Source organism: Synechococcus sp. CC9311 (genome assembly GCF_000014585.1).
Lineage (GTDB): Bacteria > Cyanobacteriota > Cyanobacteriia > PCC-6307 > Cyanobiaceae > Synechococcus_C.
This window is the reverse complement of record NC_008319.1, coordinates 1,492,503-1,506,551: the sequence shown is the minus strand read 5'-3', so window position 1 is coordinate 1,506,551 and position 14,049 is coordinate 1,492,503. Positions and strand designations below refer to the sequence as shown.

The 14,049-nt window shown below is 53.6% G+C and carries 13 protein-coding genes and 1 tRNA gene; 8 read left to right on the top strand and 6 right to left on the bottom strand.

The annotated features are described in order from the left end of the window. Positions 1–81: 81 nt before the first annotated feature. The 6 genes from SYNC_RS07635 to SYNC_RS07615 all read right to left on the bottom strand — a co-directional run bounded on the left by SYNC_RS07635 (position 82) and on the right by SYNC_RS07615 (position 3,575). A tRNA-Pro gene (locus SYNC_RS07635) sits at positions 82–155 on the bottom strand. A gap of 14 nt (positions 156–169) precedes the next feature. Beyond that, positions 170–517 carry a hypothetical protein gene (locus SYNC_RS07630; protein ID WP_011619562.1) on the bottom strand — a complete coding sequence of 116 codons (348 nt, stop codon included), beginning with the start codon at positions 515–517 and terminating at the stop codon, positions 170–172. Between the two features lie 67 nt (positions 518–584). Further along, positions 585–746, bottom strand: coding sequence for a hypothetical protein (locus tag SYNC_RS14700; protein WP_011619561.1), 162 nt, complete (start codon positions 744–746; stop codon positions 585–587). Positions 747–750: 4 nt separating this feature from the next. Then, positions 751–1,473, bottom strand: coding sequence for a peptide-methionine (S)-S-oxide reductase MsrA (gene msrA, locus SYNC_RS07625; protein ID WP_011619560.1), 723 nt, complete (start codon positions 1,471–1,473; stop codon positions 751–753). 24 nt (positions 1,474–1,497) lie between these two features. Next, the gene (locus SYNC_RS07620) at positions 1,498–1,749 is read right to left on the bottom strand and encodes a hypothetical protein (RefSeq protein ID WP_011619559.1); all 252 of its coding nucleotides are present in this window, start codon (positions 1,747–1,749) and stop codon (positions 1,498–1,500) included. A gap of 74 nt (positions 1,750–1,823) precedes the next feature. Beyond that, on the bottom strand, positions 1,824–3,575 hold the full coding sequence (locus SYNC_RS07615) for an ABC transporter ATP-binding protein (RefSeq protein ID WP_011619558.1): 1,752 nt from the start codon (positions 3,573–3,575) through the stop codon (positions 1,824–1,826). Between the two features lie 209 nt (positions 3,576–3,784). Here SYNC_RS07615 and trpD point away from each other — a divergent pair, with 209 nt between their 5' ends. The 8 genes from trpD to SYNC_RS07575 all read left to right on the top strand — a co-directional run bounded on the left by trpD (position 3,785) and on the right by SYNC_RS07575 (position 14,048). Beyond that, on the top strand, positions 3,785–4,831 hold the full coding sequence (trpD, locus tag SYNC_RS07610; protein ID WP_011619557.1) for an anthranilate phosphoribosyltransferase: 1,047 nt from the start codon (positions 3,785–3,787) through the stop codon (positions 4,829–4,831). 30 nt (positions 4,832–4,861) lie between these two features. Beyond that, positions 4,862–6,001: a glutamine-hydrolyzing carbamoyl-phosphate synthase small subunit gene (gene carA, locus SYNC_RS07605; RefSeq protein WP_011619556.1), complete on the top strand. Its 1,140-nt coding sequence runs from the start codon at positions 4,862–4,864 to the stop codon at positions 5,999–6,001. Positions 6,002–6,086: 85 nt separating this feature from the next. Continuing rightward, positions 6,087–6,443 carry an STAS domain-containing protein gene (locus tag SYNC_RS07600; protein WP_071813689.1) on the top strand — a complete coding sequence of 119 codons (357 nt, stop codon included), beginning with the start codon at positions 6,087–6,089 and terminating at the stop codon, positions 6,441–6,443. After that, the gene (locus SYNC_RS07595) at positions 6,440–6,847 is read left to right on the top strand and encodes a Mini-ribonuclease 3 (protein WP_011619554.1); all 408 of its coding nucleotides are present in this window, start codon (positions 6,440–6,442) and stop codon (positions 6,845–6,847) included. Before SYNC_RS07600 ends, SYNC_RS07595 begins: the two co-directional genes overlap by 4 nt. Positions 6,848–6,858: 11 nt before the next feature. Continuing rightward, complete coding sequence (gene rlmB / locus SYNC_RS07590; RefSeq protein WP_011619553.1) at positions 6,859–8,628, top strand: 23S rRNA (guanosine(2251)-2'-O)-methyltransferase RlmB; 1,770 nt, start codon at positions 6,859–6,861, stop codon at positions 8,626–8,628. A gap of 55 nt (positions 8,629–8,683) precedes the next feature. Beyond that, positions 8,684–8,929 (top strand): DUF1816 domain-containing protein, encoded by a 246-nt coding sequence (locus SYNC_RS07585; protein ID WP_011619552.1) that lies wholly within the window; start codon positions 8,684–8,686, stop codon positions 8,927–8,929. Positions 8,930–8,972: 43 nt separating this feature from the next. Then, complete coding sequence (gatA, locus tag SYNC_RS07580) at positions 8,973–10,436, top strand: Asp-tRNA(Asn)/Glu-tRNA(Gln) amidotransferase subunit GatA (protein WP_011619551.1); 1,464 nt, start codon at positions 8,973–8,975, stop codon at positions 10,434–10,436. 87 nt (positions 10,437–10,523) lie between these two features. Next, positions 10,524–14,048: a DNA polymerase III subunit alpha gene (locus tag SYNC_RS07575; protein ID WP_011619550.1), complete on the top strand. Its 3,525-nt coding sequence runs from the start codon at positions 10,524–10,526 to the stop codon at positions 14,046–14,048. Position 14,049: the final 1 nt, after the last annotated feature.

Genomic DNA, 14,049 nt, shown 5'->3' with positions numbered 1-14,049 from the left:
GACTATTGGAGTGATAGTGCAGGTCATGAAAAAGCCGGTTCTAAGAACCGGCTTGGTGAAAGGGATTTGAGCTTTTTGAAATCGGAGCGGCGGGATTTGAACCCACGACCCCCACTACCCCAAAGTGGTGCGCTACCAAGCTGCGCTACGCCCCGTCAGAAGGAAGCTATCACAGCGCATTCCCCGCTTTGTTCAACCGTGTGGAGCGTTTCAGCAGGCGGTTTGTCAATTTGTCGCGGGGGTCGCTGCTGTAACCCCAGAGGCGCAAATCCCTTGCAAGGAGACGCAACTCACAGAGCGTCATTGAAGCCAACTGGAGCTCAGGCAGGGTTCGCCAAGCTCTGCTGGTCATTGGCATTGCAGAGCGGCTAGGGCGCTCATTTAACGCAAGCGTTCCATCCGCAAGCCACTCAGGAATGAGCACAACCAAAACGGCAATCAAGCCATAGAGCTCCACCAACCCTTTAGGTAATGGGTGTAGCCGACGGCGCTGGCATGAGTCAGGTGAGGGCTTCACGAACCTTTTTTAGGTGCCTTAGTTGATCTAAATAAGCTGATTTTCACATTCAAATCTCTGTTTGTGATCAAATCGCCAAGGAGCTCCCGCTTGGGGTGGATTGCTCTTTCCAGAGAAATGGCTCTGCGTTGTTGTCATTGGGCCTCAGGCTGAAGATCAAAACGAACACCACAACAAGTGTGAGCGCAATTGCCGCCATGACAACCCTGTCTGGTAAAGCGTTGTTCATGGGTTTAAGCCTTCAGAGAAATGGGGCTGTTGTCACCGCGTAAAACACAGTGATTGATGGACCAGTCGTAGTGGCTCCAAACAGAACTGGGAAGCTTGTAGTTTGCACCTGCGAAGTCTCCTAGTAAGACACCGCTTGGCATGGCTGAGCAATATGGTCTGCTGCCTGGTCGCGCTAAGTATTGCTGGTGGTACTCCTCGGCCCTAAAAAAGACTTGGTTGGCTGCGATCTCCGTTGTGATTGCAGCAGTGTTTTGCTTGCTCAACGCAGACTGATACCAATCACGGCTTGCGAGTGCCAGCTCTGCTTGGTGCTCTGTGCTGGTGTAAATCGCTGATCGATACTGGCTGCCACGGTCGTTTCCTTGTTGATCGCCTTGCGTTGGGTTGTGGCATTCCCAAAACAACTTCAAGAGATCGCTGAAATCAATGGCCGTTGTGCTCCAAACCACTCGAACGACTTCCGAGTGGCCTGTGCGTCCGCTACAGACCTGTTCGTAGCTTGGATTTTCTACTTTTCCGCCTGCATAACCAACAGCTGTTGAAACCACACCAGGAAGTCTCCAAAAGCCTTTCTCAGCTCCCCAGAAACAGCCGCAACCAAATAGGGCCTCTTCCTGATCGTCCATGAGTGGCGCATTCAGTGCAGTGCCGAGCACCACATGCCGCCCTTGATCGCTGGACGGCTGTGATTGTGTTGTTTGTCCAGTAAGCCAGGAAGGCAGCATTGCGGGTAAGCCAATGCCAAAACCCTAGGCAACTGATTTGGGTTCCAGCTGAATGTGATTCAGGAGGGTCGTGACAAAGGCGAATAAAAGAAAGGGCAAGCTCAACACAAGAATCAGACCCACACCTACAAGCGCAAAAAGTGGCTTAGAAGACCCCATGAGCGCCAGGCCGGAGGCCAAACTCACAAATATCACTGCCATCCAGGCCAAGATTTGGCCGTAGACGTCGCCGAAGGTGAGGGTGCAGCGCACCGCGAAGGGAGTGCTGGAAGACATCGTTAAAACCTTTTGATCCAGCTAAGCCCCGAACGCAACATTTGTCGTGGCTTTATGGATAAGCGTTTCATGTTTCAAGCAACGGCATCCAAGCGTTCTGCTGCCTGCTCCCGCTCCCAAAGGCTGCGGTAAGGACCTTTGATGCTGATGAGTTCGTTGTGGTGGCCTTGTTGGACGAGGCGTCCCTGTTCCAGAACAAGAATCCGATCGCAAGCAGCTGCAGCCGACAATTGGTGACTGATCATCACAATCGTGCGTTGCGTTTGCCGACGGACGGACGCGAGAATTTCTGCGGCGGTGTTGTTGTCAACGCTGGCTAGAGCGTCGTCTAAAACCAACAACGGTGATGTCATCAATAAAGCTCTGCCAAGAGCCGTCCGTTGCCGTTGACCTCCGCTGAGCGTGATCCCTCTCTCTCCAACCAAGGTGTCAAAACCATCGGGAAAGCCTTTCACATCGGCGAGTAATCGGGCCTGATCAGCTGCTGCTTCGACGCGATCCATGCCTGCTTCAGGATCTCCATAGCGCAGGTTGTCGGCAAGGCTGCTCGTGAACAGATAGCCCTCCTGTGGCACTAGAGCGATCTGTTCTCTGAGGTCTTGGAGTCGAAATTGTGTGAGATCGGAGCCATCGAGAAACAGCTGTCCTTCAGGGACTTCCACCATGCGACCAAGGGCACGTGCAAGGGTGGTTTTTCCGCAACCAACAGGACCAACAACAGCCACCAATTCTCCAGGCGCAATGCGGAACGAAAGGCCTCTCAAGGTGTCTTGATCACTTCCGTCGTATCGAATATGCAAATTTTTTGCGATCAGTTCGCCCTGCATCGCTTTTTGAACCACAACAGGTTCGAGGGGATCTTGAATCCGAGGACGGCGAGAGAGCAATTCCTCAACCCGCTCCAGGCTCACCTGGCCCGTCTGAAAAGTGTTGAGCGTGAAGCCCAACAACGCCGTTGGAAAGACCAGTCTTTCCACGTAAAGGATGAGCGCAACCAAACCGCCGATGGTGAGCGTTCCGCGTTCCAACTGCCCACTGCCGAGTGCAATCAGGAGCAGCAAAGAGATGGAGGAAATGCCTTCCAGTAATGGGAACAGGGTGCTGCGGGTTCGAGCCAATCGAATGGCTGAATCTCTATAGCTTTTGTTTCGGGCGCCAAAGGCGTCTAGTTCCGGAGCCTCTTGTCCGTAAATCTTGATCGCTGCGATGCCAGAGAGATCTTCTTGGATGAGCTCACTTAGACCAGCTAGGTCTTCTTGTTGGCGTCGCTGTTGGCGCATCATCCGGCCGCCAAACAAGCGCACCGATCCAAGCATGACTGGATACAACGCGATTGCGGCAACGGTCAGTCCTGGATCAATTGCCAACATCGCTGGGAGCGTGAAGGCGTAAGCCAAGACGGTGTTGGTCAGGCTGAGGACAGCAAAGCCAAGAAGTCTTCTGACGTTTTCAACATCGCTCGTGGCACGGCTAATAATTTCTCCACTTCCTGTTTGCTGCACCCAGCCGGGCTCTTGCAGCAGCATTTGATCAAATAATTTTTGGCGTAATTCCACCTCGACTTGCCGCCCAACCCCAAACACCAATTGGCGTGAAATCAGCCTTGCCACCCCCATACTCGTGGCCAGCAGCACGATGAAGCCGGCTTGACGCAGCACGTCGGAGATTGCGAACCCGTCTTGTAAGTCATCAATCACTCGCCTTACTTCAAGCGGGATCGTGACGCTGAGAATATTCACCACAACCAGCGTCAGGGCTCCCACTACAACCGTGCGACGGTGCGGGCGCAGATAGCGACCGATTAAATCGAGGCGGAAGGCGGCCATGCCTGGTGCAGAACAGCCATCAACCTAGGCATTCGGCTTGGTTAGAAGTTGGTTCTCAACCTGTTCCTCGGCGAGTCATAGCTGGTTACTGATCGATCTGGTCATTGACTCGTTTGTGGGTGATAGTGGAGAAGTCCCCATCACCCGGCCCGGCGTGCATCTGCACACCGGGCTTTTTTCTGACCAGCTACTTCCATCGCGTTTCTCTCATGGTCACTGCATCAGAGTCCTGGCCCCAACTTCTTGAGCAGTTGTTGGTTGGAAACGTCTTGTCCAAGGAGAACGCTGCTGCGCTCATGGAGGCGTGGCTGGCGGAAGAGCTCACGCCAGTTCAAACCGGTGCCTTCCTTGCGGCGTTCCGTGCACGCGATGTTCAAGGCTCAGAACTCGCTGCGATGGCCGAGGTTTTGCGCAAGGCCTGTGCGCTCCCAGACGCGAAACCCAATCTCGGGCTGGTCGATACCTGTGGCACTGGTGGAGATGGAGCCGATACCTTCAACATCTCGACAGCTGTAGCTTTCACAGCGGCGGCCTGTGGGGCTCATGTCGCTAAACATGGCAACCGCAGCGCCAGTGGAAAGGTTGGATCCGCTGATGTTCTAGAGGGTTTGGGACTGCATCTCAAGGCTCCTTTGGAATCAGTGCTGGGTGCCTTGCCTGCTTCGGGAGTGACGTTCCTCTTTGCTCCTGCATGGCATCCAGCACTGGTCAACCTCGCGCCGCTTCGCCGCAGTTTGGGGGTGAGAACGGTTTTTAACCTGCTCGGCCCTCTTGTGAATCCACTCACACCAGAAGCTCAAGTTCTCGGTGTTGCAAAAGCTGAACTGTTGGACCCGATGGCGGAGGCATTGCAACAACTTGGGCTCACTCGCGCCGTTGTGGTGCATGGCGCAGGAGGGCTGGATGAAGCCTCGCTGGAGGGACCCAATGAAGTGCGCATACTTGAAAACGGAAACGTTCGTTCCGATCAACTCAGTGCCTCTGATTTTGGCTTGACACTTGCGCCCTTAGAGGCCTTAAGAGGTGGGGATTTGGTGACCAATCAGCAGATTCTTGAGGCGGTCTTGAAGGGTGAAGCTCCCGATGCGCACCGTGATGCGGTTGCCTTGAATACCGCGCTGGTCCTTTGGGCTGCAGGTGTTCAGTCTGACCTATCTGAGGGAGTCAAACAGGCTTTAACAAGCCTGGAGGAAGGTCAGCCGTGGCATCGACTTGTGTCTCTACGTGATGCCTTGGAAGGTCGCAAGGAAGAATGAAGAGGCCATGGCCGACACTTGCTTCCGCTAATGACCGCTCCTAACCCATTCACAGCGCGTCTGGTTCTGCAGGACGGCACAGTTCTCGAAGGTTTTGCCTGCGGTCAGCGCGGCAGCGTGATTGGCGAGGTGGTGTTCAACACCGGGATGACGGGATACCAAGAGGTTTTGACGGATCCCAGTTACTCAGGCCAGCTCATTACCTTTACGTATCCGGAAATAGGCAATACGGGTGTTAACCCAGATGATCAAGAGGCGGATCAGCCTCATGCCCGTGGATTGATCGTGAGGCAGTTGGCCCCACAAGCGAGCAACTGGCGCAGCCAACAATCTCTTCCTGAATGGATGGAGCAAAACGGTGTGATCGGAATTCACGGTGTCGATACCCGCGCTCTGGTGAGGCATCTGCGCGAGTTGGGCCCCATGAACGGTGTGATCAGCAGCGATGGTCGCCCGGCGCTTGAGCTTTTAGAGGAATTGAAGCAAGCCCCTTCGATGGAGGGGCTCAACCTGGCTGATCAGGTGACGACTTCCACTGCATACAGCTGGACCAAGCCTTGCAATGTCACGTTTGACCAACGGTTTCAGACGAGTCCTGCACGCCCTTATCGAGTTGTAGCCATTGATTTCGGAATTAAGCGAGCCATCCTTGAACGTCTGGTGAGCCATGGCTGTGACCTAACGGTTTTGCCCGCCAACACCGATATCAACACCGTGCTTTCCCACGAACCAGAAGGTGTTTTTCTGTCCAACGGACCTGGCGATCCAGCGGCTGTGCAATCAGGCATCACACTGGCCAGCAGCTTGCTGGAACACAGGCAGCTGCCGATGTTTGGGATCTGTCTGGGGCATCAAATTCTGGGATTGGCCCTCGGGGGCACAACGTTCAAGTTGGCGTATGGCCATCGGGGCCTCAACCACCCATGTGGCAGCACAGGTCAGGTGGAAATCACAAGTCAAAACCATGGTTTTGCTCTTGACGCAGCTTCATTGCCTTCAGAGACCGTAGAAATCACTCACTTCAACTTGAACGACCGCACCGTGGCGGCATTGGCCCATCGAACTCAACCGGTGTTTGGCGTTCAATATCACCCTGAAGCAAGCCCAGGCCCCCATGATGCCGACCATCATTTCGCCCGATTTGCTCGCTTGATGGCTGATCGCCGTTGAATCGTGATCAGATCGTGGTGAGAAGGAGCCAAGCTCACTAGTATTTATCGCAACAGAATTTCGGGGGATTAGTCCCATTACTGAACTGCAGCGATTAACCGTTTCGCTTCGGGGTGGCTTCGAGCAGAAGGGTGGCTGCGTGGTGTTTCATTTCACCGGTCAGCTTGATGCCTATTCCGAGAGTCAGTTCATGACCTACGTGACTGATGTTTTGAAAACGAATAAGTCACCGGCCGTGATCGACCTCATCAAGGTCGATTTTCTAGATTCTTCTGGCTTAGGTGTTCTTGTTCAATTTGCCAAACAATGCAAAGACTCCAAGCGACGCTTTGCGGTCGTTGGCAACGCCCGAGTTGTTCAAACCGTCAAATTGGTGAGACTTGAAGAGTTTCTCCACCTTTCCGAAGATCTTCATAAAGCTGTTAGCCAATTTGCAAGTTGAGTGACTGGATTCGTTCTCAGTTGCCTCAAGAGCCTGAGCGTGATCTTGGATCGTTGCAACTCGCTTGGCTTGGAGATGCTGTTTGGGAACTGCATCAACGACTGAGATTTTGTAAAACTCCGGGACGTTCTCAGGATCTACACCAAGCTGTTGTATCTCTCGTTAGGGCTGACGCCCAAGCGGCTGCACTTGAGAAACTTGAGCCGTTTTTAAATGATCAGGAACGCGATTATGTGAGGCGTGGTCGCAATAGGGCTGGGCGAGGACCCAAGCGAGCTGATGCCGGCATCTATGGAAGGGCAACGGGATTTGAGACAATGATTGGCTGGCTCTTTTTGCAGAATCCGGCGCGGCTTGCGCAGCTCTTGGATCGACTCGAGGAGACCGACACCGTCCTGTCATAACCACCCCTGCAATGAGCTCACGATTCGATCGCCGCCCCCCTTCCGCCTCTGGCAGCGGCTCAGGTTCACGTGGTCGACGTCCGTTTCGTGATGAATCACCACCCATGCGTCGCGATCGGAACGACAGCTGGGGAGGTCGTTCTGAAAAGGGGAACAGCGACCGTCGCTCCAGTGACCGGCGTCCTTCGGATCGACGCTTTTCAGAACGGCGTTCTGGTGAACCTTATGGAACCGACCGTCGGCCTGCTTTTGATCGCCGCTCTTCCGACCGAAGACCCTCGGACCGACCGTTTTCGGACCGACAGCCTTCTGATCGGCGTTTTTCAGAGCGTCGATATGGCGACTCGGGTTCCAATGATCGCCGGCCCTCCTTTGATCGTCGCTCCCCTGAGGGCCGTCCTTCAGGGAACCGTTTCCCAGAACGTCGCTCAAGAGATTCTGGCTCGATTGACCGTCGGTCTTCCTTCGACCGTCGCCCCTCCCTCGATAGCTCCTCAGACCGGTTTACCGAAAGTCGCCCCCCTGAAGGTTCGTTCTCAGATCAGCGTTTTTCTGAACGACGTTTTAAAGATTCGGGCACAACGGATCGCCGGCCATCTTTTGATCGCCGGTCGTCAGATCGCTCCTATGGAGAGCGTCGAGCACGTTTTGCAGAACGTCGTGGTCAGGGCGGCAGCGGCGGCAAAAGGCTTTCTTCGCCACGTTTGGACGATAAACCTCGTGGTGAGTCGAGTCCACATGCCGCGGAGGCTGTGGCCGATGACTTGCTCTGGGGGCGCCATGCCACTCAGGCGGCTTTAGAGGCAGGCAGGCCTATTCATCGCATTTGGTGCACCTCTGAGTTGCGCAGTGCTTCGAAATTCCTTCAGCTGCTCAAAGATGCCAAATCGTCTGGAGTCTTGGTTGAGGAGGTCACCTGGGCAAGGCTTGGCCAGCTGACCGGTGGCGCTGTGCACCAGGGCATTGTCTTGCAAACTGCCGCTGCTGAAACCTTCGATCTTGAGGATTTGGTGAAGGGATGCAGCGCCTTGGACGAGGCACCGCTGTTGTTAGCCCTCGACGGTTTGACCGATCCCCATAATTTGGGTGCCATTGTGCGCTCAGCTGAAGCGCTAGGCGCTCATGGTGTTGTGCTCCCTCAGCGAAGAAGTGCTGGGTTAACGGGCTCTGTTGCCAAGGTGGCTGCCGGCGCACTTGAGCACTTACCCGTTGCGCGGGTTGTCAATCTCAACCGTTCTCTTGAAACCTTGAAATCGTCTGGTTATCGGGTGATCGGATTGGCTGAGGAAGGAGATCTCACTCTCGAAGAAGTGGATCTGGATGGTCCCCTGGTGATTGTGACCGGCTCTGAAGGGCAAGGATTGTCGATGTTGACGCGTCGTCATTGCGATCAGTTGATCCGCATTCCCTTACGAGGTGTCACCCCAAGCTTGAATGCATCGGTGGCCACTGCCCTCTGTCTGTACGAGGTGGCACGTCGCGGTTGGATGAAGGGTCTCAAGGGACAGAACCCATCGCCACGAATCACAAGGCCGCAATTGGCTGGACCCGCTGTCGAAACACCCCCCGTTGTTTCAGAACCCGGCGATTCCTCCATCGCTGCTCAATCTTCTGCTCAACCTTCAGATCAGCTTCTAGATCAACCCCCAGAACAGCCATCTGGAGTGGCTTCTGAGCAGGTCACTGAGCAGGCCTCGGAGGCTTCACTAGTCAGTCTTGATTTACAGCGAGAGACTGAAATGTCAGGACCTGATGCTTTTGCAGTGAGTATTGATCTCTAATTTCGACCAAATGTCATGAAGCAAGGCAAAATATATTGACCTTGACCGCTCTTCCATGAGCCCCTTGATCAGGCCCCTGCGCAGTCTCGCCAACGGTCTTGGCTTTGCATGGTGGGCACGCGTCCAGACCCATGAGCCTGATGTCACGTATTGGTTTGGTCCTTTTGTGACCAAGAACGGTCTTGAACAAGTCTTGCCGGCATTTCTCGAAGACCTTTCTTCAGAAGCTCCTTCTTCAATCGATCATTCAGTTCTCCGCTGCCGTCGTTCCGAACCTCTAACCATCAACGCTCAGGGGTGATCCTGAGGCTGATAGCGTCGATGTTGGAACCTAAATCCTTCAGATGGCGATTGCCGAGTGGCGTCAGCAACTTGAAAGCGGTGAAGTCTCCGCCAGGGAGCTGACTGATCATCATCTGGCCCGAATCAAGGCAGTTGATTCAAGCGTTCACGCCTTTTTAGAGGTCACGGCAGATCGTGCTCGCGCCGATGCTGATCGATTGGATGAGGCCCGTGCTGCAGGGGAGGATCTTCCCCCCTTAGCTGGTGTGCCGATTGCTATCAAGGACAATCTGTGCACGAAAGGCATTCGCACAACTAGCTCCAGCCGAATGTTGGAGTCTTTCGTTCCGCCCTATGAATCCACCGTCACTGATCGCCTCTGGCGTTCAGGAGCGGTTCTGATCGGCAAGACCAATTTGGATGAGTTCGCCATGGGCGGCTCAACCGAAACCTCAGCATTTGGACCAACAGCCAACCCATGGAATACGGGATATGTGCCTGGGGGCAGTTCTGGCGGAAGTGCAGCTGCCGTTGCGGCAGGCGAATGCATGGCCTCCCTGGGATCCGATACAGGTGGATCCATCCGACAACCAGCATCTTTTTGTGGCGTGGTTGGTCTGAAACCCACCTATGGCCGCGTCAGTCGCTATGGGCTGGTTGCCTTTGCAAGCTCGCTTGACCAAGTGGGTCCCTTTGCCACGTCCGTGTCCGATGCAGCCGAACTTCTGCAAGCGATCGCTGGGGAAGATCCACGAGATTCAACCTGCCTCAAGGCCCCTGTTCCCAATTACCGCGAGGTTCTTGGGCGCTCAGTGAGCGGTCTTCGCATCGGAGTGGTGCGCGAATGCTTTGACCAGGAAGGAATCGATCCTCAGGTCAAAGCATCGGTGCTTGCCGCTGCTGAGTTATTGCAGTCCTTAGGGGCTGAGCTCGTTGATGTGAGCTGCCCTCGCTTTAACGACGGGATTGCCACTTACTACGTCATTGCCCCTTCCGAAGCATCAGCCAATTTGGCTCGCTACGACGGCGTTAAATATGGCTTTCGAGCTGAAGATGCCTCCAGCCTTGCCTCGATGACTGCTCGAAGCCGAACCGAAGGCTTTGGTAGTGAAGTGCAACGGCGAATTTTGATTGGCACCTATGCCCTCTCTGCCGGATATGTGGATGCTTATTACCGCAAGGCTCAGCAGGTTCGCACCTTGATCCGTCGTGACTTCGAGACGGCCTTTGCCTCCGTGGATGTGCTGTTAACCCCCACCGCTCCGTCAACGGCCTTTGCCGCTGGTGCCCATGCAGACGATCCGCTGGCGATGTACCTGGCGGATCTACTCACCATTCCTGCCAATCTCGCCGGTCTGCCAGCCATCAACGTGCCTTGTGGGTTTGACAGCGAGGGTCTGCCGATTGGTGTTCAACTCATTGGCAACGTGCTCGAGGAACCCTTGCTTCTTCAGGTGGCCCATCAGTACGAGCAGTCTGCGGATGTGATGTCCCGTCGCCCCGAGGGCGCTTTTATTCCCGTTTGAAGGAGCAGAACAGAGTCTTAACCCCTGCATGTGGTGCTTGCAGGGATTGTTACCTCTACATCTTGCGCATGCGCTTAGGCTGGGGGTATGGCATTTGTTCCCCTCCATAACCACAGCGATTACAGCCTTTTAGACGGAGCCTCACAGCTCCCTCAGATGGTTGGCCGTGCCAAAGAGTTAGGGATGCCGGCACTGGCACTCACTGATCACGGAGTGATGTATGGAGCCGTAGAGCTTCTCAAGCTGTGCAAAGGAGCAGGCATCAAGCCGATTATTGGCAATGAGATGTATGTCATCAATGGTTCGATTGATGACCCGCAACCCAAAAAAGAGCGCCGCTATCACCTCGTGGTTCTGGCCAAGAATGCCACTGGCTATCGCAACTTGGTGAAGCTCACCAGCATCAGTCACCTGCGTGGAATGCGAGGACGAGGAATTTTTTCCCGTGCATGTGTTGATAAACAGTTGCTGAAGCAATATGGCGAAGGTTTGATTGTGGCCACCGCTTGTCTCGGCGGTGAAATTCCTCAGGCGATCATGCGTGATCGTCCTGATGTGGCACGTGATGTGGCTCTTTGGTATCAGCAAACATTCGGCGATGACTTTTACTTAGAAATTCAGGATCACGGCTCACCTGAAGATCGCATTGTCAATGTAGAAATCGTTCGGATTGCAAAAGAACTAGGAATCCCTTTAATCGCAACCAATGATGCTCACTATCTCACGCGTAACGATGTTGAAGCACATGATGCCTTGCTCTGTGTTTTGACAGGCAAGTTGATCAGCGATGTTAAAAGGTTGCGTTATACGGGAACCGAATATCTTAAAAGTGAAGAGGAGATGTCACGGCTCTTTGTAGACCATCTTGAGCCGGATGTGGTGGCGGAAGCGATCAGTAATACCGTGCAAGTTGCTGACAAAGTAGAGGATTACGACATCCTTGGTCGGTATCAGATGCCGCGTTTTCCAATCCCAGAGCCACATACTCCTGTGAGCTATTTGCGGGAAGTAACTGAGCAGGGTTTACGCAATCGTTTGGAGATTGATTCCGAAACGGCCATTGATCCGAACTATGGAGATCGGTTGTCCCATGAGTTAAAGATCATGGAACAGATGGGATTCCCCACCTACTTCCTTGTGGTGTGGGATTACATCCGCTTTGCACGAGAGCAGGGAATTCCTGTTGGACCGGGGAGAGGCTCAGCGGCTGGATCACTGGTGGCCTACGCCCTAGGAATCACCAATATTGATCCTGTCAGTAATGGCCTGTTGTTCGAGCGATTCCTGAATCCTGAACGTAAGTCAATGCCTGATATTGATACCGATTTCTGTATCGAACGCCGGGGTGAAGTGATTGATTACGTCACCCGTCGCTATGGCGAAGACAAAGTGGCTCAGATCATCACGTTTAACCGCATGACGTCCAAGGCGGTCCTGAAAGATGTGGCAAGAGTGCTTGATATCCCCTATGGAGATGCCGATCGATTAGCAAAATTGATTCCGGTTGTTCGCGGTAAACCTGCCAAGTTGGCAGCGATGATCGGCGAGGAATCTCCCAATCCTGAATTTCGCGAGAAGTACAAAAAGGATCCAGTGGTGAAGCGCTGGGTTGATATGGCGATGCGTATTGAAGGGACCAACAAAACCTATGGAGTTCACGCTGCAGGAGTTGTGATTGCAGCGGATCCTCTCGATGAACTTGTTCCACTTCAAAGAAATAATGATGGGCAGGTCATTACTCAATACTTCATGGAAGATGTGGAGTCGATGGGACTTCTAAAGATGGATTTCTTGGGTCTCAAAAATCTCACGATGATTGATAAAACTCTGGAGTTGGTCGCCGCCACGATCGGAGAAAAGGTCGATCCAGACAAGCTTCCATTAGAAGATCCTGAAACGTACGCCCTGCTTGCCCGTGGTGACTTAGAGGGAATCTTCCAGCTGGAATCAACGGGAATGCGTCAAATCGTTCGTGATCTCAAGCCCTCATCCTTGGAGGACATTTCCTCGATTTTGGCTCTTTACCGACCCGGTCCTTTAGATGCAGGCTTGATTCCAAAATTTATCAATCGCAAGCATGGCCGTGAGACTATTGATTTTGCGCATCACTCGATTGAACCAATCCTTCAAGAGACCTACGGGATCATGGTTTATCAAGAGCAAATTATGAAAATTGCTCAAGACATGGCTGGGTATTCCTTGGGTGAAGCTGATTTGCTTCGTCGCGCCATGGGCAAGAAAAAAGTGTCAGAAATGCAGAAACATCGTGGGATCTTTGTGCAAGGTGCTTCCGATCGTGGTGTGGATAAAAAAGTTGCTGATGAACTCTTTGACCAAATGGTGTTATTCGCTGAATATTGCTTTAACAAAAGCCACTCCACGGCCTACGGAGCTGTTACTTATCAAACGGCCTATCTAAAAGCTCATTACCCGGTGGCTTACATGGCTGCCTTGCTCACAGTGAATGCTGGAGCCAGCGATAAAGTGCAGCGTTACATCTCCAATTGCAATGCGATGGGCATCGAAGTGATGCCTCCCGACATCAATGCATCAGGGATTGACTTCACTCCTAAGGGTGATCGCATCCTGTTTGGTTTGTCAGCTGTTCGGAATCTCGGCGATGGAGCGATCCGTGCCGTGATCGGGTCTAGAGAATCAGAAGGCGCGTTCCAATCACTCGCTGATCTCTGTGATCGTCTTCCTTCTGCGGTGCTGAATCGCAGAAGTATGGAGTCGCTGATCCATTGCGGGGCGATGGATGCTCTTGAGCCCGAGGCGAATCGGGCTCAACTGATGGCCGATTTAGATCTCCTTCTTGATTGGGCCACGTCGAGGGCCAAAGATCGGGCCAGTGGGCAGGGCAATTTGTTTGATCTGATGGCAGCAGCCTCCAGTGATGGTGCTGAGGATGCGGGAACGGATCTCAGCTTGGCGCCAAAGGCTCCTCCGGTGAAGGATTACCACCCCACCGAAAAGCTTAGGCTGGAGAAGGATCTGGTTGGTTTCTATCTCTCTGATCACCCGTTAAAACAGCTCACTCCTCCGGCGAAGCTTTTGGCTCCCATTGGGCTAGGGAGTCTTGAAGAACAAGCCGATAAAGCCAAGGTCAGCGCGATCGCAATGGTGAGTGAGATGCGCCAGGTCACCACTCGCAAGGGAGATCGAATGGCGGTCTTGACCCTCGAAGACCTCACTGGATCCTGTGAAGCGGTGGTCTTTCCCAAAAGCTACGCACGTTTGGCTGATCACCTAATGGCTGAGGCTCGTTTGCTGGTTTGGGCAGCTGTGGATCGCCGCGACGAGCGGGTGCAACTGATCGTTGATGACTGCCGGGCCATCGACGATCTACGTCTACTGATGGTGGAACTTGATCCAGAACAGGCCAGCGATGTGGCGGTCCAACACAAATTGCGTGAATGTCTTCAGGCCTACCGTCCAGATCAGGAACAGTTGGGAGTTCGCGTTCCCGTTGTTGCCGCAGTTCGACAGGGCAATACGGTTCGCTATGTGCGGCTTGGACCTCAGTTTTGTGTACGCGACGCATCCGCTGCAGCGCTTCATCTCCAAGAGAAGGCTTTTAAGGTGAAGTGCAGCGAACCTCTACTGAATTAAG

Coding starts and splice junctions, on each gene's coding strand:
- msrA (WP_011619560.1), bottom strand. CDS start 1,473: ATGCTGCCTTCCTGGCTTACTGGACAAACAACACAATCACAGCCGTCC.
- rlmB (WP_011619553.1), top strand. CDS start 6,859: ATGAGCTCACGATTCGATCGCCGCCCCCCTTCCGCCTCTGGCAGCGGC.
- carA (WP_011619556.1), top strand. CDS start 4,862: ATGACCGCTCCTAACCCATTCACAGCGCGTCTGGTTCTGCAGGACGGC.
- SYNC_RS14700 (WP_011619561.1), bottom strand. CDS start 746: ATGAACAACGCTTTACCAGACAGGGTTGTCATGGCGGCAATTGCGCTC.
- SYNC_RS07615 (WP_011619558.1), bottom strand. CDS start 3,575: ATGGCCGCCTTCCGCCTCGATTTAATCGGTCGCTATCTGCGCCCGCAC.
- trpD (WP_011619557.1), top strand. CDS start 3,785: ATGGTCACTGCATCAGAGTCCTGGCCCCAACTTCTTGAGCAGTTGTTG.
- gatA (WP_011619551.1), top strand. CDS start 8,973: ATGGCGATTGCCGAGTGGCGTCAGCAACTTGAAAGCGGTGAAGTCTCC.
- SYNC_RS07585 (WP_011619552.1), top strand. CDS start 8,684: ATGAGCCCCTTGATCAGGCCCCTGCGCAGTCTCGCCAACGGTCTTGGC.
- SYNC_RS07620 (WP_011619559.1), bottom strand. CDS start 1,749: ATGTCTTCCAGCACTCCCTTCGCGGTGCGCTGCACCCTCACCTTCGGC.
- SYNC_RS07575 (WP_011619550.1), top strand. CDS start 10,524: ATGGCATTTGTTCCCCTCCATAACCACAGCGATTACAGCCTTTTAGAC.